Source organism: Arenibacter aquaticus (assembly GCF_003957295.1).
Taxonomy (GTDB): Bacteria; Bacteroidota; Bacteroidia; order Flavobacteriales; family Flavobacteriaceae; genus Arenibacter; species Arenibacter aquaticus.
Window position 1 is genome coordinate 265,259 of sequence record NZ_RQPJ01000014.1, and the last position, 20,300, is coordinate 285,558.

Annotated in this window: 12 protein-coding genes and 1 riboswitch; of the genes, 2 read left to right on the forward strand and 10 right to left on the reverse strand. The window is 40.7% G+C overall.

The genetic code is table 11. The features are described 5' to 3' along the window. Window positions 1-17 precede the first annotated feature (17 nt). The 5 genes from thrA to EHW67_RS14560 all read right to left on the reverse strand — a co-directional run bounded on the left by thrA (window position 18) and on the right by EHW67_RS14560 (window position 10,256). On the reverse strand, window positions 18-3,404 hold the full coding sequence (gene thrA, locus EHW67_RS14540) for a bifunctional aspartate kinase/homoserine dehydrogenase I (RefSeq protein ID WP_126163105.1): 3,387 nt from the start codon (window positions 3,402-3,404) through the stop codon (window positions 18-20). A gap of 155 nt (window positions 3,405-3,559) precedes the next feature. Next, window positions 3,560-4,837, reverse strand: a complete 1,278-nt coding sequence (locus tag EHW67_RS14545; RefSeq protein ID WP_126163106.1) for an O-acetylhomoserine aminocarboxypropyltransferase/cysteine synthase family protein — start codon at window positions 4,835-4,837, stop codon at window positions 3,560-3,562. A gap of 125 nt (window positions 4,838-4,962) precedes the next feature. After that, a riboswitch (SAM riboswitch) is annotated at window positions 4,963-5,104 on the reverse strand. Between the two features lie 75 nt (window positions 5,105-5,179). Next, window positions 5,180-6,436: a methionine adenosyltransferase gene (metK, locus tag EHW67_RS14550; protein WP_126163107.1), complete on the reverse strand. Its 1,257-nt coding sequence runs from the start codon at window positions 6,434-6,436 to the stop codon at window positions 5,180-5,182. 238 nt (window positions 6,437-6,674) lie between these two features. Next, window positions 6,675-9,362 carry a carboxypeptidase-like regulatory domain-containing protein gene (locus EHW67_RS14555; protein WP_126163108.1) on the reverse strand — a complete coding sequence of 896 codons (2,688 nt, stop codon included), beginning with the start codon at window positions 9,360-9,362 and terminating at the stop codon, window positions 6,675-6,677. A gap of 57 nt (window positions 9,363-9,419) precedes the next feature. Beyond that, complete coding sequence (locus EHW67_RS14560; protein WP_126163109.1) at window positions 9,420-10,256, reverse strand: GLPGLI family protein; 837 nt, start codon at window positions 10,254-10,256, stop codon at window positions 9,420-9,422. A 198-nt stretch (window positions 10,257-10,454) separates the two neighbouring features. On the opposite strand from EHW67_RS14560, the gene EHW67_RS14565 reads away from it, so the two are divergent. Beyond that, entirely contained in the window at window positions 10,455-11,069 is a 615-nt protein-coding gene (locus tag EHW67_RS14565) for a deoxynucleoside kinase (RefSeq protein WP_126163110.1), read from the forward strand. A 93-nt stretch (window positions 11,070-11,162) separates the two neighbouring features. On the opposite strand, the gene EHW67_RS14570 is transcribed toward EHW67_RS14565, so the two are convergent. The 5 genes from EHW67_RS14570 to EHW67_RS14590 all read right to left on the reverse strand — a co-directional run bounded on the left by EHW67_RS14570 (window position 11,163) and on the right by EHW67_RS14590 (window position 19,292). Continuing rightward, window positions 11,163-12,428, reverse strand: a complete 1,266-nt coding sequence (locus tag EHW67_RS14570) for an MgtC/SapB family protein (protein WP_126163111.1) — start codon at window positions 12,426-12,428, stop codon at window positions 11,163-11,165. Window positions 12,429-12,513: 85 nt separating this feature from the next. Next, window positions 12,514-14,931: a sodium-translocating pyrophosphatase gene (locus EHW67_RS14575; RefSeq protein WP_126163112.1), complete on the reverse strand. Its 2,418-nt coding sequence runs from the start codon at window positions 14,929-14,931 to the stop codon at window positions 12,514-12,516. Window positions 14,932-15,046: 115 nt separating this feature from the next. Next, window positions 15,047-15,577 (reverse strand): inorganic diphosphatase, encoded by a 531-nt coding sequence (locus tag EHW67_RS14580; protein ID WP_126163113.1) that lies wholly within the window; start codon window positions 15,575-15,577, stop codon window positions 15,047-15,049. A gap of 66 nt (window positions 15,578-15,643) precedes the next feature. Then, the gene (locus EHW67_RS14585; protein ID WP_126163114.1) at window positions 15,644-18,139 is read right to left on the reverse strand and encodes a DUF5686 family protein; all 2,496 of its coding nucleotides are present in this window, start codon (window positions 18,137-18,139) and stop codon (window positions 15,644-15,646) included. 172 nt (window positions 18,140-18,311) lie between these two features. Further along, window positions 18,312-19,292: a pyruvate dehydrogenase complex E1 component subunit beta gene (locus tag EHW67_RS14590; protein ID WP_126163115.1), complete on the reverse strand. Its 981-nt coding sequence runs from the start codon at window positions 19,290-19,292 to the stop codon at window positions 18,312-18,314. A gap of 186 nt (window positions 19,293-19,478) precedes the next feature. On the opposite strand from EHW67_RS14590, the gene EHW67_RS14595 reads away from it, so the two are divergent. Next, the gene (locus tag EHW67_RS14595) at window positions 19,479-20,225 is read left to right on the forward strand and encodes an electron transfer flavoprotein subunit beta/FixA family protein (RefSeq protein WP_126163116.1); all 747 of its coding nucleotides are present in this window, start codon (window positions 19,479-19,481) and stop codon (window positions 20,223-20,225) included. Window positions 20,226-20,300 lie beyond the last annotated feature (75 nt).

The following is a 20,300-nucleotide window of genomic DNA, read 5'->3' on the forward strand; positions in this document are numbered from 1 at the left end:
CGCTGCAAGCGCCAAAACTATCCTTTTTCAGCAATGCGCAATATATCACCAAATACCCCTCTGGCCGTTACAGCTGCTCCTGCCCCGGCACCTTGTATCACCAAGGGATGCTCCCCATAGGATTCGGTATATATTTCTATTATGGAATCGGACCCTTTAATTTGCCCCAGTGCACTTTCTTTGGGAACCGAGATCAATTTTACTTCCAAATTCCCTTTCTCCTGTTGTAGGTCCCCGGATAGGTCTCCTACATAACGTAATACGTGCCCAGGCTTTTGCGCGTTCTTTATCTTACTAAACTTTTCATCCAACACATCAAGGCGCTTTAAGAAATCATCCACCTCACCATCCTGCAGGGACTCCGGTATTAAATTCTCTATCTGCACATCAGAAAATTCATTGCTCAGATCCAGCTCTCTGGCCAAGATCAGCAATTTTCTGCCTACATCATTCCCAGAAAGGTCTTCTCGCGGATCGGGCTCGGTAAAACCAAGCTTCATAGCTTCCTGCAAAATATCAGAAAAAGGTGCATCCTTCTCAGAAAAGGTATTAAAAATATAACTCAACGAACCTGAAAATACACCTTTTATACCGGTAATGTTCTCTCCGGACAAATGCAGCAACTTAATGGTATCTATTAAGGGTAGGCCTGCCCCAACATTAGTCTCGTACAGATATTGTTTTTGATGCTTGGCAAGTTCTTCCCTCAGCTGCTGATAGTAATCAAAACCTAAGGTATTGGCAATTTTATTGGAGGACACCAAATCAAAACCATTGTCCACAAAATCAAAATAAGCCGATACAAAATCCTCATTGGCCGTATTATCCACTGCTATTAGGTTTTCCAAATGGTGCTCTTTGGCGTATTTAAAAATATCGTCCATGGTGTAGGGAACGGCCTTGGTCTCCATGGCGTTTTTCCAGTTCTTGGCTATACCTTTATTATTAAGCAAAACCTTTTTGGAATTGGCCACTGCAAACACATTGAGATGAATACCTTTCCGCTTTTCTATGGTCTTATTGGATTTTAATATCTGATCAATAAGGGTCCCACCCACATTGCCATGCCCAAATATGGCAATATTCACTTTCTTGCTAATACCAAAAATCTGACCGTGCATAACGTTCAAAGCCTTATGCATATCCGATTTTTTAAGCACCAAACTCACGTTCTTACCAGAAATGGTATTATTGAACAACAGAGGGACTATCTGATTTTTTATCAATGCATTATAGGGTTTGTAAAAAGTGCTTAGGTCCTCACCCACTACCGAGATTACCGACACCTGATCCACAACCGTAATGTTATTGATGTCCTGCAGTTTAAAATCTGTTTGAAATTCCTCTTCCAAAGCCCTCTTCGCCAAAGGGGCATTTTGGGCATCTACCACAAGACCGATACCTCTCTCCGAGGATCCCTGGGAAATAATGCTAACACTAATATTATTATTGCCCATAACCCTAAATATACGAGCATCAACTCCTACTTTACCCAATAAGCCACGGCCTTCCAAATTAATCAACGCCATGTTTTCTATTACAGATAGGGACTTAATACCCTCCTTATTGGTACTGGCGCTGATCAAGGTTCCCTCGTTATCATCGTTAAAGGTATTTAAGATGCGAAGGGGAATATTTTTTTCTATTAATGGGATAATGGTCTTGGCATGCAAAATGGTAGTTCCAAAATTAGCAAGTTCATTGGCCTCACTATAGGAAAGTTCCTCGATTCGCTGTGCCTCGGGCACCAAATCCGGATTGGCCGTAAAGATACCGTCAACATGGGTATAATTTTGCAACTCTTCCGCATTGAGGTAGTTTGCCAATAATGCGGCCGAATAATTACTTCCATTCCTACCCAAAGTAGTGGTTTCGCCCAATTCGTTTGAAGCGATAAAACCGGTGGTAACCACAACTGTACCCACTTCCAATTTTCCAAACTCACTTTTTACATTGTCCTTGGACAAGGTCTCCAACACCTTGGCATCGCCAAAATTGGAATCGGTTTTTATAAGCTGCCTAGAGTCTATAAACTGGGCTTTTACTCCCTTATCCGCCAGCAAGCGAGCTACTGTTTTGGCAGAGATCAATTCTCCGTGGGCCAAAACCTGATCTTTAATTTTTGGGCTATAATCCCCCAGTATGGCCACTCCTTCGTATAGTTTTAACAAAGACTTAAATTCTTCGGAAAGATCTATCTGCCCATAGGTATGCTGTTGATATTTTTCAAAGGCCTTAAAATCTTTGAGGTAATCGGCTCCATTGGCTGCCTTTTCCAACATGGCTTCCAATTGATCTGTAGCCTTGTTCCTAGCAGAAACCACAACAGCTATATTTTCTCCGGCTTTGAATTTATCGGTAACGATCTTCAATACCGTGTTCAAACCTTCACCATTGGCCAAGGATTTGCCACCAAATTTCAACACTTTTACCTTTTTAGATCTGCCATTATGGTCAAAAATTCCTTTTAGCAATTCCTCCATTTGATTAAATTCGATCAAAAAGGCATCGTGACCATGTAGGGAGTGGATTTCCCCATAAGTAACATTGCTATTGGCCTGTGCCAATTTTTTAAAGGTATCCTTATTCTCCTGGGCCGTAAAAAATAGATCGGAATCTACCCCAATAATATGAATATTGGTATCACTATCCTGTAGTTTTATAAAGGCTTCCTCTCCATCCCTTGTTATATCAATGGTCTTCAACAATTGGTTCATCAATTTATAGGCCGACAATTGGAAGCGTTCCTGCAATTTTTTTCCATGATGGGTTAACCAACTCTCCACATTAAAAACTTTCAATTCCTCATTGGTACTCCTCTTAAAGCGCTCCTTAAAGGATTCTGGCGTCCTATAACACAACATAGCATGCATACGCGCATCATGAACAGGCTGTTTGGAATTGATAAGGAACTGTTCCTGGATCTGACAATTGGCTATTAACCAATCTGTTGATTTCCAATCAGAGGCAACCGGAATCAAATGTTCTGCCAAATGGGGATCCAAAGCCGCCATTTCCCAAGCTATTCCTCCGCCTAAGGAACCTCCTATAAGTGCAAAAACCTTACTTATTTTTAACTGCTCCAAGCCAGAAAGAAAGATATGGGCTATATCCCTAGCCACAAAGTCCTTGTAATTATCTATTACAAAGCCATCATATCCGTTACCCGGAATATTAAAGGATAGTATGGTATATTTTTTAGTATCAATACACTTACCATCCCCTATCAAGGTAGTCCACCACCCGTTTTCCCCCGCCACATTGGAATTTCCGGTCAGGGCATGGTTTACTAAAATTATGGGGGCAGTATGTAAGGGTAGGCCAAAAACCTCATAGGATAATTTAATATCCAAGGTTTTACCGCTACAGGTTTGGTATTTATTAATTAAAAGATGATGTAACATAAGGTGTTTGTACTATAAATTTCTAAAGAACTTGGACCGTGGAGATACAAAAAAATGGGAGCGCCCTTTTACTAAGGAAATTGATTTATACGCTCCCAAATCATTTTATATATGAATGTATTAGGGAAATAAAATATTACTTAAGCCAATACCCATTAGTCTATGACCGAAAATGCCTGTTCCAAATCTGCTTTAATATCTTCAATATCCTCCAATCCAACACAGAGACGTATTAAATCCTTGGTCACCCCTGTTGTTTCCTGAGCTGTCTCGTCCAATTGCTGATGGGTTGTACTAGCTGGATGAATAATCAAGGACTTGGTATCTCCTATATTGGCCAATAGGGAAAATAATTTGGTTGCGTCCACCACCTTTTTGGCCGACTCATAACCTCCCTTAACACCAAAGGTGACAATGCCACTTTGCCCGTTAGGCAGATATTTTTTGGCTAATTCATGGTATGGACTGGATGCCAGGCCAGGATAATTTACCCAAGCAACCTCTTCCCTGTCCTGCAACCACTCAGCTAGCTTCAATGCATTTTCACTGTGTTTCTTAATACGAATCTCTAAGGTTTCCAATCCTTGGATGATCTGGAAAGCGTTAAACGGACTTAAAGCGGCGCCAAGATCCCTAAGACCTTCTACCCTAACCTTTGCAATAAAAGCGGCAGCTCCCAAAACATCATGGTATATAAGTCCATGGTACCCAGGAGAAGGCTCTGTAAATTCAGGGAATTTCCCACTGCTCCAATCAAATGTACCGGCATCAATAATAGCTCCACCCATGGAGGTACCATTCCCATTTACATATTTGGTAAGGGAATGGATCACAATGTTGGCCCCGTGCTCTATTGGTTTTACCAAAGCACTGGTTGCAACCGTATTATCCACAATAAATGGAATTTTTGCTTCTTTGGCCACCGTAGAAATAGTCTTTAGGTCCAACACATCCAATTTTGGGTTTCCTAAGGACTCCACAAAAATAGCCCTAGTATTGTCCTGAATGGCATTGGCAAAATTCTCCTTGTCCCCGGGCTCTACAAAGGTTGTTGTAATACCCAATCTAGGCAGGGTTACCGCTAAAAGGTTATAGGTACCACCATAAAGGCTATTGGAAGCAACAATATGGTCTCCCGCTTTTAACAATACCATTAATGCCGTAGAAATGGCTGCGGTCCCTGAAGCGGTAACTACAGATGCTATACCTCCTTCCAAAGCAGCTAAACGTTGCTCCAAAATGTCATTGGTAGGGTTGTTTAACCTGGTGTAAATATAACCGGGCTGGGACAAGTTAAAAAGGTTGGCCGCATGATCGGTATCGTTAAACACATAAGCTGTGTTCTGATAGATTGGCACGGCCCTGGTCCCACCTGTTAAATTTGTGTCGTGACCAGCATGTAATGCATTTGTAGCAAATTTTTGAGTACTCATGATTTCTTGTTTTTTTTATAAATTTTTATAAGATATAAATAAAAAGTAAAAACAAATAATGCAGACAATGCAATATTGTAAAATCAAAAAGTTAAAAAGAAAGTCAATTACAGAAGTAATCCTCAGTGTTATCTGCCATGAATACTGACTAGGTTCCAATAGGCATCGGATCAGTATTTAGGTAGAATGTAGCACCTTCTTCAACAAAAAATCAAAGGGTTGCTAAGGCTTCAAAGGGTCTATTCCCTCCACCTTTCTTGATAACAATTCAATAAGTGTTTGAACTTTAGGTTTGCAAATATAGGTATGGAAAATTCTAATTTCCTAATCTTTTAAAAGAAATTATAAATTAAACGCTTTTTTCACTGCTTCCAAAGCGTCCAATTTTTCCCAGGTAAACAATTCTACTTCTTTCTCTATTCGCCCATTATAAGGGGATTCAAAAACTTTGGTCACACTTTTTGGCTCCTTGCCCATATGTCCATAAGCAGCAGTTTCCAGATATATAGGATTCCGTAGTTTTAATCGCTCTTCAATGGCAAAGGGACGCATATCGAACAGCTCCGCCACTTTCTCTGCTATTTCCCCATCACTAAGACCCACTTTAGAGGTGCCATAGGTATCTACAAAAATAGAGGTGGGTTCTACCACCCCGATAGCGTAACTTACCTGCACCAACATTTCATCTGCCACTCCCGCAGCCACAAGGTTTTTAGCCGCATGTCTGGCAGCATAGGCGGCGCTCCTGTCTACCTTACTGGGGTCCTTTCCACTAAATGCCCCTCCGCCATGGGCTCCCTTGCCACCGTAGGTATCCACTATTATCTTTCTCCCGGTTAAACCGGTATCCCCATGAGGCCCTCCTATGACGAATTTCCCGGTTGGATTAATATGGTAGGTTATGCTGTCATTGAACAATTTCTGAATATCCTGTGGCAATTGCTCCTTTACTTTGGGCACTAACACAGAAATGATATCCTTCTTTATTTTGGCGAGCATCACCTCATCACTCTCGTCAAACTCGTCGTGCTGGGTAGAAACCACAATAGTATCTATACGCTGAGGCACGTTATCATCAGAATACTCAATGGTCACCTGTGCCTTGGCATCGGGCCTTAAGTAGCCAATGGTATCTCCCACACGTCGTAAATCGGCCAAAACCTGTAATATCTTGTGGGATATATCCAGGGCCAAAGGCATATAATTATCGGTCTCTTTGGTAGCATAACCAAACATCATCCCCTGATCTCCTGCTCCCTGTTCTTCTTTGGAACCACGATCTACACCCTGATTAATTTCTTTGGACTGCTCGTGGATCAAGGATATAACACCACAGGAATCACCACTAAACTTATACTCCCCGTTGGTATAACCTATCCTGTTTATGACATCTCGAGCTATTTGCTGCACATCCAAATAGGTGTGGCTCTTAACTTCACCTGCCAAGACAACCTGCCCAGTAGTCACCAATGTCTCGCACGCCACCTTACTTTCCGGGTCAAAGGCTAAAAAATTATCCAACAACGCATCACTGATCTGATCTGCTATTTTATCTGGGTGTCCTTCACTAACCGATTCCGAAGTAAATAAATATGCCATAAATCCTTTCTAAATAAAATTAATACGGATTTGACGAAGCACACTAGAGAAGTATGAATGTTTAAGCTCCCATGGAACAGAAACAATAAAAACTGCTTTAGCATTTGATTATACTGAAATTACTTCAGCACTTGAGGTTGCAATCAGTCAAATCCTTCCTCGATTTTTTTCGGGTACAAAAGTACAAGAATTACCGACGTAACTAAAAATGTTTAACAACATTTTTTACAAAGGAATATTACAGGTCATATTTTACGGTAAAAAGAACATATCTGGGCTGGATAAAATAAGAGGAGGTAGTAAAATACAATTCATTGGTACTGTCCCTGTTCAAGGTATCTGTTCCAAGTAGATTTGTTCCCTTAACTCCAAACTCCCATGGGCTGTCCTTTTTCTGATAGGTAAGATTCCCCTCCAAAAAGCTGTAGGTATTGTCTATGGTATCTTCTTCATCCCTATATTTATAATAATCATAATCCAAATTAAAAATAAAAGACTTTAAAAAGGTAGCGTACAATTTGGCATACGGCCTATTGGTGTAATAGGTGGTAGCCCTACCCCCGTTGTCATAGTTGTTTACCGTATACCTATACCCCAACTCCAAATTTGGTGCGTTCCTAAAATTGGTAGCCAAGGAAGATGTATAATTCTGGGTGAAGGATTCAGACTTTCTAGGCTCAAGATCAACTATGTTATTGGTAGCAGACCAATTGACATTGGCCCCAACAGAGGCTTTTATTTTACCAAAGGTACGCTGATACCTTCCGTTGGCACTTAAGGATTCGTCCTCCAAATTAGAGTTGATTGTACTACCAACCCTATTAATACCAATGATCTCAGAAGCACTTTTAAGGGCATCTATCCTCTTGGTATAGGTTACATTTCCAAATATATTTGTGAAATTAAACATATTAAAACTAAAAAAGTTCAAGGACAAATTATGATTTAAGGCACTCTCCAGATCCCTATTTCCAGAGTAAACAGAATTATAGTTGTTTAGGACATAAGCCTCCGCAAACTTAGTGATATCTGTAAAGGAGCGGGTTACCCGATAATTAAACCTAATATTCTCTGATTTTTTAAGTTGTGCGTTGATATACAAATCGGGCAACAAAGCAGTAAGATCATCCTTTATTGTGCTACCTAGCTGACTGTTTTTGGCCCCATATTGATGCAATGTCACCCCAGGATTAAAAGTAAAAATTCCAGCAATCACCTTGTAATGCAAGCCCAAATACAAATCTGAAATACTATAAGTTACGTCGTTGTTAAATTCAGGGTCCACAAAACCCAAGGAAGTGTCGTTATCCAAAATTTGAAAAATATTGGAATCAAAATTTTGATGGCTTTGCGTGGTTCCCAAAGTGAAATTTAAATTGCTTTTTAATCCGGTTACCCAATAGTAGTCCAACTTGGCATCTACCTTATTGGTAACGGTGTTTTTGCCCTGGTTAAGGTTGTAAATATCCTGCTCTTGATCTACTGGAAAAATATCGGTAAAGGCAAAATTATCGCGCATGGCCGTATAAAAAGGATCTTCATCCTGATAAATATGCTGGGCCTCAAAAGCAAATATATTCTTGGCATTCTCCGAAGTATAATAAATATTGGCATTCTGACTTACCGATACCGGTTTCTGCTTTTTTACTTCGGTAATCTCATCGGTAACATCGGAAACGGAGAGTACATTTTGCACTTCATCATCATCGGATTGCTTTAGCAGCACATCGTAATCAAATTGAAACCGATCATTGGGTTTGTAAACCGAGCTAAATTTTGCCAATCCCAAATGCGCGGTTTGGTCCGTGGAAGTGGTAGCGTCTTCGGTTTCATTGGAAGAGATATAAACCCTTCGCGTTTGGTTTTCCATTAAGGTACCGGTATAGGAATAAATACCAAATCCACTAAGGTCCCAATTTTCTTTTGGGGAATAACTAAAATTCACCGCAGCAAACTTGGTATCTATCTCCTTCGCCCTATTGTTCTGCAAGCTGGAAAGGCCTAGACCATCCCCTCCGATATCTATAGAACTCCCTCCTCTTGTCCCAAGGTTCCTAAAACCGCCGGTAAAATTCTGGTAATCCCTTCTATTAAAGGGTGCCTCCCCAATATTGTTAAGGTCTGTAATAATATTGATACTGTATTCCGGACTGTAATAAAATAGCTTAGGGTGCGCCAGATAGCTATCCTCTGTACCGTATCCTGCCGTTATCTCACCAAACCAAAAGCGTTTTTTTCCTTCTTTAAGTTTTATGTTAAGGGCCACATTATCATTATCGTTTGTCAACCCCTTCATTTGGGTAACTTCATTATAATTTCGCAACACCTCTATTTTATCCAGTGCATTGGCCGGGATATTTTCTGCTGCCAATTTGGAATCCCCATCAAAGAAATCCTTTCCTTCCACCATTACCTTGGTTACCTGCTTGCCCTCTACCTCTATTTGTCCGTCATCATTTATCTCCACTCCTGGCAAATTGGACAGCACATCCTTTAATTTTTTTTCGGTACCGTTAACAAAGGAGTCGGTATCGTAAACTATGGTATCACCCTTAACCGAAACTGGCATCTCATAAGTAACTTCCACCTCGTCCAACTGATTGGCCTGCTCATGCATTACAATATCCTTATCGGCATTGTTATCCGGTGCGGTAAAAGTAAATTCTTCGGTCTTAAACCCCAAATAACTAACGCGTACTTTGAAATTGCTGCCCGATTTTAGATTTAGCTTGTATTGTCCACTGTGGTTGGTAATGCCGTAGGATTCCAAGGCGTTGGTTTCTGTATTTATAGCGATTACATTCGCCATATCAATTCCCACACCGGTCGTATCCTTAACAATTCCCGATAGGGTAATTTCTTGGCCATAAGCTGTTGATAACATTAAAAGCAGGGCCAACACTAAAAAAAAATTCTTTTTATACATCTATAATAATTAAAACACCAAAAGGATAAATTTGTAAGAAACTGTCTATGATACTTATTAAGGCCTTCCCCCACCCCTTCTACCGCCTCCACCACGGAAATTCTCTCTCATTTCTGCCATCTTTTCCTTCGCAATTTTATCATACTCCTTTTGGGTTACCTTTTTACCTCCATTGGGTGCTTTAATTTCTTTTCTATCTGCTGGGTTGATCACTAGTTTGGTACACAGTACAACCGTTACGTCATCAGTAACCTCCAAGATCAAGCCTGGAAGCCCCCAATATTCCCCAGGTCCTTGACTCACCGGAATATCTGGGGTGTACCAGGCCACTATCTCTACATCCTTTTCAATAAACTCCTCTTCTTCCTTGTTTTCGGTATTTTCTCCCCTACGACGGAACATGGCCCTCATATTAGGCCTTTTTATACTTTTTATGGCCGTAGCCTTAAAAGCTGTATAATTCCCAATCTGCTTTGTTTCCCCTCCTAACTTCCAGTCCAATTGCGGCAATTCATCATCTACCATAAAAATTTTACCCAGCAGCTCATTCTTTACCTTATACCTTCCTTCTTTTACATCTTTATAATAATCCCCACCGGAAGGGTTCATCATTCCAAATCTTGATGGCCCCCTTCCGTTTCCTGGCTGCTCCAATTTTTCTTCTTCCTTATAAATAGACTGTGTTTTATCAAAGGTTAGTTTATAGGTACGCTCATTGGCATCCTTAATCCTTTGCATTATCTGTTTCTTCCTATCCTCCGGCATCTGCCTACCGTCCAAATTAATATCAACAGATGTTTTACTGAAATAAGTAGCCTCACCCTGAAAGTCTTGAGCATAAATACCCGTGATAGGGGTGATTAAAATCAGTAGCAAAAAAAGGTAATTTTTCATTTTGTTATTGTTTAATATTAAGCTTAAGACTACAAAGAAGTCTTTTGGTTTAATCCATACCTGAAAAAAAATCACCGTCCCATGGCATAGGTTTTTTATCGGATATTCATCCAAAGATTTTAACTTGCTCGCTATATCTTGTATATTGCACCCCTTAATTAGAAGTATCCACAACACTAACCGTAATTACAGAGACCTATGCATATCGCCGTTGCAGGAAATATTGGGGCTGGAAAAACTACCTTAACCAGATTATTGGCCAAACACTACCAATGGGAAGCTCAATTTGAAGATGTAGTTGACAATCCGTATTTAGACGACTTTTACAATCAAATGGAAAGATGGAGTTTTAATCTCCAGATATACTTTTTAAACAATAGGTACCGACAAATATTACAAATCAGAAAAAGTGGAAAAAACACTATTCAGGATCGTACCATTTATGAGGATGCCCATATTTTTGCTCCCAACCTGCACGCAATGGGACTCATGACCAATAGGGATTTTGACAATTACACCAGTCTTTTTGAGTTAATGGAAACCTTGGTACAACCTCCTGATTTGTTGATCTACCTACGGAGTTCCATCCCCAATTTGGTTAACCAAATACACAAAAGGGGGCGTGATTACGAAAATAGCATCTCCATTGATTATTTAAGTAGGCTAAACGAGCGCTATGAAGCTTGGGCCCAAAGCTATAGCAAGGGCAACCTTCTGGTTATAGATGTGGACAAACTTAATTTTGTTGATATCCCTGAAGATCTGGGATTGGTTATCAACAAGATCGATGCCGAAATAAACGGCCTGTTCTAACACCCCCTGCTGCACTACCCCAATAAGGTAAACCAAGCATAAGTCTAAAAAAACACCGGAACCAAAGCTAAACTTGCTGCTTTTCTCTTGTTCTTATAGGTGCCATGAGACAGGCCACAACCAAATTAAAATTGCTCCGGCCACAATGGCAATCCCAAAGGAAATTGCAATCCATCTACCCAACTCCTTACTGCCCAACACCCGTGCCAACACTCCCTTAAAAGCAAGATTGGATAATGAGGCCAATAAAATAAGTCGCCAACCCGTTGCTGCATTCAGGGTATCGGTTTTAACCAGTTGGGACAGGGAAAGGGTAATGGCATCCACATCTGTCAGCCCACTAATTATAGCCACAATGTACAGAGCCTCATTCCCTAATTCCTCCTTGGCAAAGGCAACCGCCAATAATATAGCCCCATAAAGCAGGCCAAAAACCAAAGCACTCTTAAATTGGGCCGGATTACTAGGCTCTGGCATACTGTCATCTCCCGACTCCTTATTTATACTGTAGAACAGACCAACACATATAATGGCCATCACAACAAATTGCAATATTAGCGGCAAAAGCATAACCGGAATTTTGTCGGGTACCACCACCCCCACTTCCACCATTACCCTGACCAGGGCTATTGCCGAGGCCGTAGTAATAACAAAAGCGGCCATTTTACTTATTGATACCGTATCTGTTGTCTTTCTGGCATAACTAACTGTGGTAGCCGTACTACTGATCAATCCTCCTAATATCCCATTAGAGATAATCCCAACTTTTTTCCCAACAAACTTGTATATAAAATATCCTAAAACACTTAGGCCTACTATAAGCGTTATCATCCACCATATATTCCTAGGATTCAATACTTGATAGGGACCAAAAGTCTTATCGGGCAAAATAGGAAGAATCACCAATGAAATCCCCGCAAAGGTCATTATGGCAGCGAAGTCCTTTTCCTTTAATTTATCTATTAAGCCATGAAGACTTTCCTTTATATACAGCAGTACAGACATTGAAGCTCCAATTATAACACCTACCACCCTATCGCCTACGACCAAATAAGCTCCTATCGCAAACATAATCAAGGCAGCAACCTCGGTGGTTTGCCCCACATCCGGATCGCTAAAGGCCCTTAATTTTATTATATTTGCCACAACCAATAAGGCGGTGAGTGCCAACCCCAGAATAGGCAGTATAAAAGGGTTTTGAAGATCCCTTGTCAGAAAACCTGCCAATACGCCCAAAATAGCGATTAGCGTAAAAGTCCTTACCCCAGCCATCTGATTATTTACCTTTTGACGCTGCAAACCAACCAAAAGACCAAGACCAAATGCAATTCCCAGGGTGGTTAAATCATGATAATCCATATGATATTGCTATTACCCAATTAGAAAGTAAAAGCCCCGAACAACGGGGCTTTTAAATATAATACCAAAATATTGGTTCTGCAACTTACTTCCTGATCTCGATTTTATCGATTACCACTTTTTCACCCTTCGCACCAGGTTTTGAAGCGCTACCCTCAATTGCCTCCAACTGGGCCTTTACCTCTTGCGCTGTACCTTTAATTCTCCTTTCTTGCGTTGTAGCCTTGCCGTTTATTGTTGTGGTATATGTTACAACTGCTTGGGCCAAATCTGTTGATTCTACCTGCATTTGCACTTCAACCTCTTGATTGGTTACCCCATTATCCACCGTATGTCCCCCTAATATTGGAGAAATAACCAACCCTATAAGACAGGTAAGTTTAATTAATATATTCATAGAAGGCCCAGAAGTATCCTTAAAAGGATCTCCAACCGTATCCCCGGTTACCGCAGCCTTATGGGCATCAGACCCCTTATAGGTCATTTCCCCGTTTATCTCCACTCCAGCTTCAAAAGATTTCTTAGCATTATCCCATGCCCCACCGGCGTTGTTTTGAAATATTGCCCAAAGCACTCCGGAAACGGTAACACCGGCCATATAACCTCCCAACATTTCGGCTATCAATTGATTGTCACTCCCGTATACCAATTTTCCCAGGATAACAATGGCGATAGGAAAACCTATGGTCAGAATTCCGGGCAACATCATCTCGCGCAAGGCGGCTTTGGTGGAGATATCCACACATCTCGCATAATTGGGCTTTCCTGTACCCTCCATGATCCCGGGTATCTCCTTAAACTGTCGGCGTACTTCATACACCATATCCATGGCCGCCTTACCAACAGAATTCATTGCCAGAGCAGAAAACACTACGGGAATCATACCTCCTACAAACAGCATGGCCAATACAGGAGCTTTAAAAATGTTTATCCCGTCAATTCCCGTAAAGGTTACATAAGCTGCAAATAGCGCCAAAGACGTTAATGCAGCAGAAGCAATAGCAAAACCTTTACCAGTGGCAGCAGTAGTATTTCCTACCGAATCCAAAATATCGGTACGCTCCCTGACAATGGGTTCCTGTTCGCTCATTTCTGCGATACCCCCAGCATTATCTGAAATAGGCCCAAAGGCATCAATAGCCAACTGCATGGCCGTAGTTGCCATCATTGCAGATGCCGCCAATGCAACCCCATAAAAACCAGCAAAAGCATAGGATGCCCAAATGGCAGCCGCAAACAAAAGAACGGTAGGGAAGGTAGAGATCATACCTGTTGCCAAACCGGCAATTACATTGGTTCCCGCACCTGTACTTGATTTTTGAACTATAGCCAGTACAGGTTTAGTTCCCAATCCCGTATAATATTCGGTAACCGAAGAGATTACCCCTCCTACTACCAAACCAATTACGGTGGCATAAAATACCCTAATAGATGAAATATCTTTTAAGCCTTCTCCAAAAAACTCCATTTGCATAGTTTCGGGCAACATATATTTTACTAGGGCAAAGCAGGTAATCAAGGTAAGACCAATTGATACCCAGTTACCAACATTTAAGGCTCCCTGCACTTGTTTTTCTTTGGCATCATTGCTATTTATTTTAACCAACATGGTTCCAACAATTGAAAACAGTATCCCAAAACCAGCAATAGCCATAGGCAACAGAATGGGGCCAATACCTCCAAAGACATCTTCTATTGCTCCGCCCATATCTTTTATAACGTAATTTCCAAGAACCATGGCAGCCAATACGGTAGCCACGTAGGAACCAAATAAATCTGCTCCCATACCGGCAACGTCCCCAACATTGTCCCCAACATTATCGGCAATAGTAGCAGGGTTTCTTGGGTCATCTTCCGGAATCCCGGCCTCAACCTTCCCCACTAGATCCGCACCTACATCTGCTGCCTTGGTGTAGATTCCTCCACCCACTCTGGCGAACAAGGCGATAGATTCTGCTCCAAGAGAAAATCCTGCCAGTGTTTCAAGAACAATAGTCATGTCTTCGGTAGAAGTCCACGAACCGTTCATAAAAAATTGAAACAAGAGAATAAAAGCAGTGGTTAGACCCAAAACGGCCAGGCCAGCTACCCCCAATCCCATAACCGTACCCCCACCAAAGGATATTTTAAGGGCCTCGGGCAAACTGGTACGTGCTGCCTGGGTAGTCCTAACATTGGTTTTTGTAGCGATCTTCATCCCCATATTTCCGGCCAAGGCAGAAAAAAATGCCCCAAAAATAAAAGCCACTACAATAAGAATATGTGTAGTGGGCACTATAAAGGAAATTGCAGCCAGAGCAACACTGGCACCTATAACAAATAAGGTCAATAATTTATATTCGGCTTTTAAAAAAGCCAAGGCCCCCTCATAGATATAATCCGAAATTTCTTTCATTTTACCATCCCCAGCATTTTGTTTTAATACCCAAGACCTTTTTACTGCCATATAAGCAAGACCAATTAATGCCATGATAACTGGCAAATAAATAATTATTGATTCCATTAGTTTGATTGTTTATAAAGTTATGTTACGGGCTAATGTAGTAAAATATGACAGAATAAAAAAAGCAATATTATTTCCATAATATTGCTTTTCAACTTATTAACTAAAAAATGTTTTAGTACTTTATACTCACGTCTTTTACCGGAACATCACTATCCTTAAAACGTTGTATACATTTGGCCACAATATCCTTGGCTTCCTGTATATCGCCCCAACCGCCAACATCAACTTTCTTCTTCTCCAAGTCTTTATAAACCTTGAAAAAATGTTCTATCTCTTTTATCAAGTGAGGATTAAGTTCATCAAGATTAGAGATTCTGTTCCATACAGGATCGGAAACAGGTACGCAGATAACTTTTTCATCCGGTCCTTTTTCATCGGTCATATGAAAAACGCCAATTGGCTTTACTTCCATTACGCAACCTGGGAAGGTTGCCTCTGTAACGAGAACGAGCACATCCAACGGATCTCCGTCCAAGGCCAAGGTTTCCGGGATAAACCCATAATCTGCCGGATACATCATGGATGAAAATATCATCCTATCATATCTAATCTTTTTTAGGTCAAAATCGTATTCATACTTATTTCTGCTCCCCTTAGGGATCTCTATCAATACATCAAACGAGGTAATTTCTTCACTGCTCATAGGTTATGTTTATTTTTCACATTTCTAAATTACAAATAATTATTAGGTACAGGGCATTTCTTATGCTTAGAAATAAAATCCAAACGATCCGGTTACCCCAAAAGACCTTGCGCCAGGGTTATCCAAATAATTGCCCCTAAAATTAAAATCTATTCTTAATATTTTAAATATATTTCCCACTCCAACGGAATATTCCCAATAAATCTTATCCTTTGGCGCCATCAATTGGATATTTGCCGGCGCACTCAAAGCTTTATTTTCATCACTAAGTGTTCCCCAGACACCTCTCAGCCCCACAATCTCCCTTAAATTCCATTTCTTGATAATCGGAATTCTAGAAAATATCCTTCCGTTAAAATTATGCTCAAAATGCGAAGAAACATAGGTATCGGTAACAAATTCATAAAAATCCAGATTGGAAAACGTATTGTACACGGAGAAAAAGGTCTGGTTTCCCGGGATGGCATTGAGTAATCCCAGTGGCACCTCCCCAAAGGTTTTCCCCATCTCTACCGTACTCAACAACCTACCAAAGCCTCCTAACTGCCATGGCTGAGTGTAGCTAAATTGAATTTTTTTATAGTCAAAATCGCTATCCATGAAATTTTTAATTCCGTTGCTATAGGTGAGAAACAGTGTACTGTAATCATCATTCACGTCCTTGCGCTCCACGCCATTACCAATAGTTCGTTTTCCCGGAGTATATATTATATTGGTAGAAAGTTCAAACTGATCTATTTCAGAGGAGATTCCTGATGGGGCAGAGGGATCTATATAATCCAAACTAAAAGCCTCTGGCAGTGCCGAACCTAGGGTTCTGTAAGACCCTCCCACCCTAAGTCTTACGTTCCGCAGGGGCTCCACCTCCATATTAAATGTACTAAGATCAATTGTACTAAGTCTATCGTTGGAACCTACGGTAAAAACAGAGGATGAGGCTATGCTCCTTCCCAGCACGTCTGTAGTAGACGTTAAACTGACCCCCAATTGTTCCACATCCCTTCGCTTCCCTGCCGAGACTATGAACCGTGATTTTTTATCAACCAACCACTTCCCTGAAATGCCATATTTAAATTTGTCGTCCCCAAAACCATAGGCTATGTAACCCTGTAACCTCCAGGGATCATTTTGTCCGAAATACGTTCTAGCCCCAGCCCTAACACGTACCCCTTCGGCTTCATTGTAACCAAAAACACTGTATACATCACCAAGGTCCAAATTCCACTTATCTATTTCCACATACCCTGAGGCCAATATGCTCACCATATTATAGTAGGTCTTAAACTTAGGAACTGTTTTTAGGGTATCCAACAGCTTGTATATCCCCCGTTCATCCTTGTTTAAAGACTCTAGTCTATTGGCCTCCCAAAACGCATCTTCCTTATCCAGCACCAAGGGATCAAAAGGGTCTGTTTTGGCCTTGTAAAATTCCTTGGGTTTGGGCTCGTTAAATTTATATCCCCCATATACCGTTGTTCTCTTGCCATAAACCCCCTTGGATTTCTCCTTTTTATTGAAACTGAAATCGGAGAGCATGTAGTCTCTTGTCAATAGAAAGACGGAATCGTTTACTACATCAAACTCCTGTTCAATATATATCTCCTTCACCCAATTTATATTGGCACTTTTGGTCACTGCCAAATTGATATTCTTTACGGCATAGGTTGTATCATTTACCCAGAAATTACCCTTAAAGGTAAGTTCATTCTTTCTTCTTGGGTAGTACACAATATTGTAGCACCACTTATTATCTATAAAGGCGCTGTCCGACAAAACATAATTGTAGGTATCCACCCCGGTTTTGGACAACGGACTGGTAAAGCTTTTATCAAAAAATTTTAAATAATTATCGTAAATATCATAGTCGTTGTACAAGTCCGCAACAAATGCAATAATGGCCTGATTATTATTGAAGCCGGAATTTTTACTTCCCTTCACATCTTCCTTTTCCAACGCCATTTCATTATTCCCATATACCTTAGAAAAAGTCTCATTAAGAAATATAGGCAAATAGGTCTTTCCGGTTATCCTAGAGGTATCCAAATCCTTAAAAACAAACTCCAGACCTTTAAAGACCTTGCTTTTCATAAGTGCACTATCAATAGTATTCAGGTCAAACTCTACCTTTTCATATTTGTCATATTGATATTGTTTAAACATATGCACCCCATTGTTGCGCTTTTTGGACCATATTTTCTTTAGGATATCAATAGCGGGGTTGTTCTTTTTATCGGTTTTTCCTACATAGACAACCACCTCATTGAGCTGCTCACTAGATTCCATTAACACCACCTTCATGTCATAATTAACCTTGGCGTTAAGCGGTATTTCCTTGGTTTCGTAACCAATGAAGGAGACGAGCAAGGCAGCATGACTGTTTTCGGACTCCATATAAAACCTACCATTGTCATTGGTAATGGTTCCCTCGGAAGACCCCTTGAACAGCACATTGGCAAAAGAGACCGGTTCCCCCTCCTCATCCACAACCACTCCGCCCACTTTGGTCTGCGAAGAAGCGTGCTGAACAAAAAACACCAATAAGATTAATAGGACTCTTGTCATTCTCTTTTTTAAAAGGACTACGGATTAAAGGATACTATTTTACAAAAACTTTAAACCTACCTTATAGACGCAATCAACTAAACTACCTTACCAAAATATAATGCCATATAATGTAAAAGCTTCGTCAACCCAAAGTCAACGAAGCCAAGACATAAGCCCTTAAGTAGTTACACTACAACTTGTACAATACTTTTTTCACAGCCTTCACAACATCCTCATGATTTGGCAACCACTCTGCCAATAAAACAGGAGAATAAGGAGCAGGTGTATCGGCCGTATTGATCTTTACAATTGGAGCATCCAGATAATCAAATGCGTTGGACTGTACGTGATATGTTATCTCGGTAGCCACATTTCCAAATGGCCAAGCTTCTTCCAGCACCACCAATCTATTTGTTTTCTTTACTGATTTTAAGACTGCTTCGTAATCCAATGGCTTAACGGTACGTAGGTCGATAATTTCGACACTTATATTTTCCTTGGCCAATTCTTCGGCAGCTTTATCGGCTTCTTTTATTATTTTCCCGAAAGACACAATGGTAACATCTGTACCTTCCCTCCTAATATCGGCAACACCCAATGGAATGGTAAATTCTCCTTCCGGCACCTCTCCTTTATCTCCGTACATTTGCTCGGACTCCATAAATATAACCGGGTCGTTATCGCGGATGGCCGACTTTAAAAGTCCTTTGGCATCTTTAGGATTGGAAGGAACCACTACCTTAAGACCTGGACAGTTGGCATACCAGCTTTCAAAAGCTTGTGAATGGGTAGCTGCCAATTGGCCTGCAGAAGCCGTTGGCCCCCTAAATACAATAGGACAATTAAATTGCCCTCCGGACATTTGATGGATTTTTGCTGCGTTATTGATAATTTGATCAATACCAACCAAAGCAAAGTTAAAGGTCATAAATTCTATTATAGGCCTATTGCCAGTCATCGCCGATCCTACGCCAATACCTGCAAAACCAAGTTCGGATATTGGTGTATCAATCACTCTTTCAGGACCAAACTCGTCCAACATTCCCTTTGACGCCTTATAAGCTCCATTGTATTCCGCAACCTCCTCACCCATCAAATAAATGGACTCATCATTTCTCATCTCCTCGGACATTGCTTGTTGTATAGCCTCCCTAAACTGTAGTGTTTTCATCTGTAAAATGCTATTCTTTATGTTAACTTACTAAAAGTGCAAGCAAAAGTAGCAAATAATATGTCAATTCTAAGGGGTTAAGAATTAAAAATACCTCAAAAATATACTATGCATGCATAGTATTTTAAAAATTATTGAGTATCTTAGCCAACATTTCGTAATTAACCGTCATCAAAATATAATTATATGAAAATTTTAGTATGCCTAAGTAATGTCCCTGACACTACTTCTAAAATAAACTTCACGGACAATGACACCAAATTTGACACCACCGGGGTACAATTTGTAATTAACCCCAACGATGAATTTGGCCTTACCCGTGCCATGTGGTTCAAGGAAAAGCAGGGCGCTACCGTACATGTGGCGACTGTTGGGGAGGCTAGCACAGAGCCAACCATTAGGAAGGCATTGGCCATTGGGGCCGATGAGGCCATAAGGGTCAACGCTTTTCCGGAAGATGGTTTTTTTGTTGCTGAACAGCTGGCAGAAATTGCCAAGAAGGGCAACTACGACCTTATCATTGCAGGAAGGGAATCTATTGACTACAATGGCGGTATGGTTCCAGGAATTATGGCCACTCTTCTGGAAATGAACTTTGTTAACACCTGTATTAGTCTAGAGGTAGATGGTAACAACGCCACAGCCATCAGGGAGATTGACGGAGGAAAAGAAAAAATCTCCACTACCTTGCCACTAATTATTGGAGGACAAAAAGGACTGGTTGCAGAAAGTGATTTAAGAATCCCGAACATGAGGGGAATAATGATGGCGCGCAAGAAGAAGCTTAGTGTGGTTGAACCCATATCCGCGCCCAAGGCCACCAAGGATATTAAATTTGAAAAGCCCGCACCAAAAGGTCAAGTAAAGCTTGTAGATGCAAACAATCTTGATGAACTTATTAATTTACTGCACAACGAAGCCAAGGCTATTTAAAGAACCGGTTTTGATCGTTAATGCTCCAAACGTTTTTGATACCACTTCAGAGACAATGACAGTAACAGAACCAAA

What these genes read in the sequence shown, in the direction of transcription:
- thrA (WP_126163105.1), bottom strand. Translation starts at nt 3,404, where the DNA reads ATGTTACATCATCTTTTAATTAATAAATACCAAACCTGTAGCGGTAAA.
- EHW67_RS14545 (WP_126163106.1), bottom strand. Translation starts at nt 4,837, where the DNA reads ATGAGTACTCAAAAATTTGCTACAAATGCATTACATGCTGGTCACGAC.
- metK (WP_126163107.1), bottom strand. Translation starts at nt 6,436, where the DNA reads ATGGCATATTTATTTACTTCGGAATCGGTTAGTGAAGGACACCCAGAT.
- EHW67_RS14555 (WP_126163108.1), bottom strand. Translation starts at nt 9,362, where the DNA reads ATGTATAAAAAGAATTTTTTTTTAGTGTTGGCCCTGCTTTTAATGTTA.
- EHW67_RS14560 (WP_126163109.1), bottom strand. Translation starts at nt 10,256, where the DNA reads ATGAAAAATTACCTTTTTTTGCTACTGATTTTAATCACCCCTATCACG.
- EHW67_RS14565 (WP_126163110.1), top strand. Translation starts at nt 10,455, where the DNA reads ATGCATATCGCCGTTGCAGGAAATATTGGGGCTGGAAAAACTACCTTA.
- EHW67_RS14570 (WP_126163111.1), bottom strand. Translation starts at nt 12,428, where the DNA reads ATGGATTATCATGATTTAACCACCCTGGGAATTGCATTTGGTCTTGGT.
- EHW67_RS14575 (WP_126163112.1), bottom strand. Translation starts at nt 14,931, where the DNA reads ATGGAATCAATAATTATTTATTTGCCAGTTATCATGGCATTAATTGGT.
- EHW67_RS14580 (WP_126163113.1), bottom strand. Translation starts at nt 15,577, where the DNA reads ATGAGCAGTGAAGAAATTACCTCGTTTGATGTATTGATAGAGATCCCT.
- EHW67_RS14585 (WP_126163114.1), bottom strand. Translation starts at nt 18,139, where the DNA reads ATGACAAGAGTCCTATTAATCTTATTGGTGTTTTTTGTTCAGCACGCT.
- EHW67_RS14590 (WP_126163115.1), bottom strand. Translation starts at nt 19,292, where the DNA reads ATGAAAACACTACAGTTTAGGGAGGCTATACAACAAGCAATGTCCGAG.
- EHW67_RS14595 (WP_126163116.1), top strand. Translation starts at nt 19,479, where the DNA reads ATGAAAATTTTAGTATGCCTAAGTAATGTCCCTGACACTACTTCTAAA.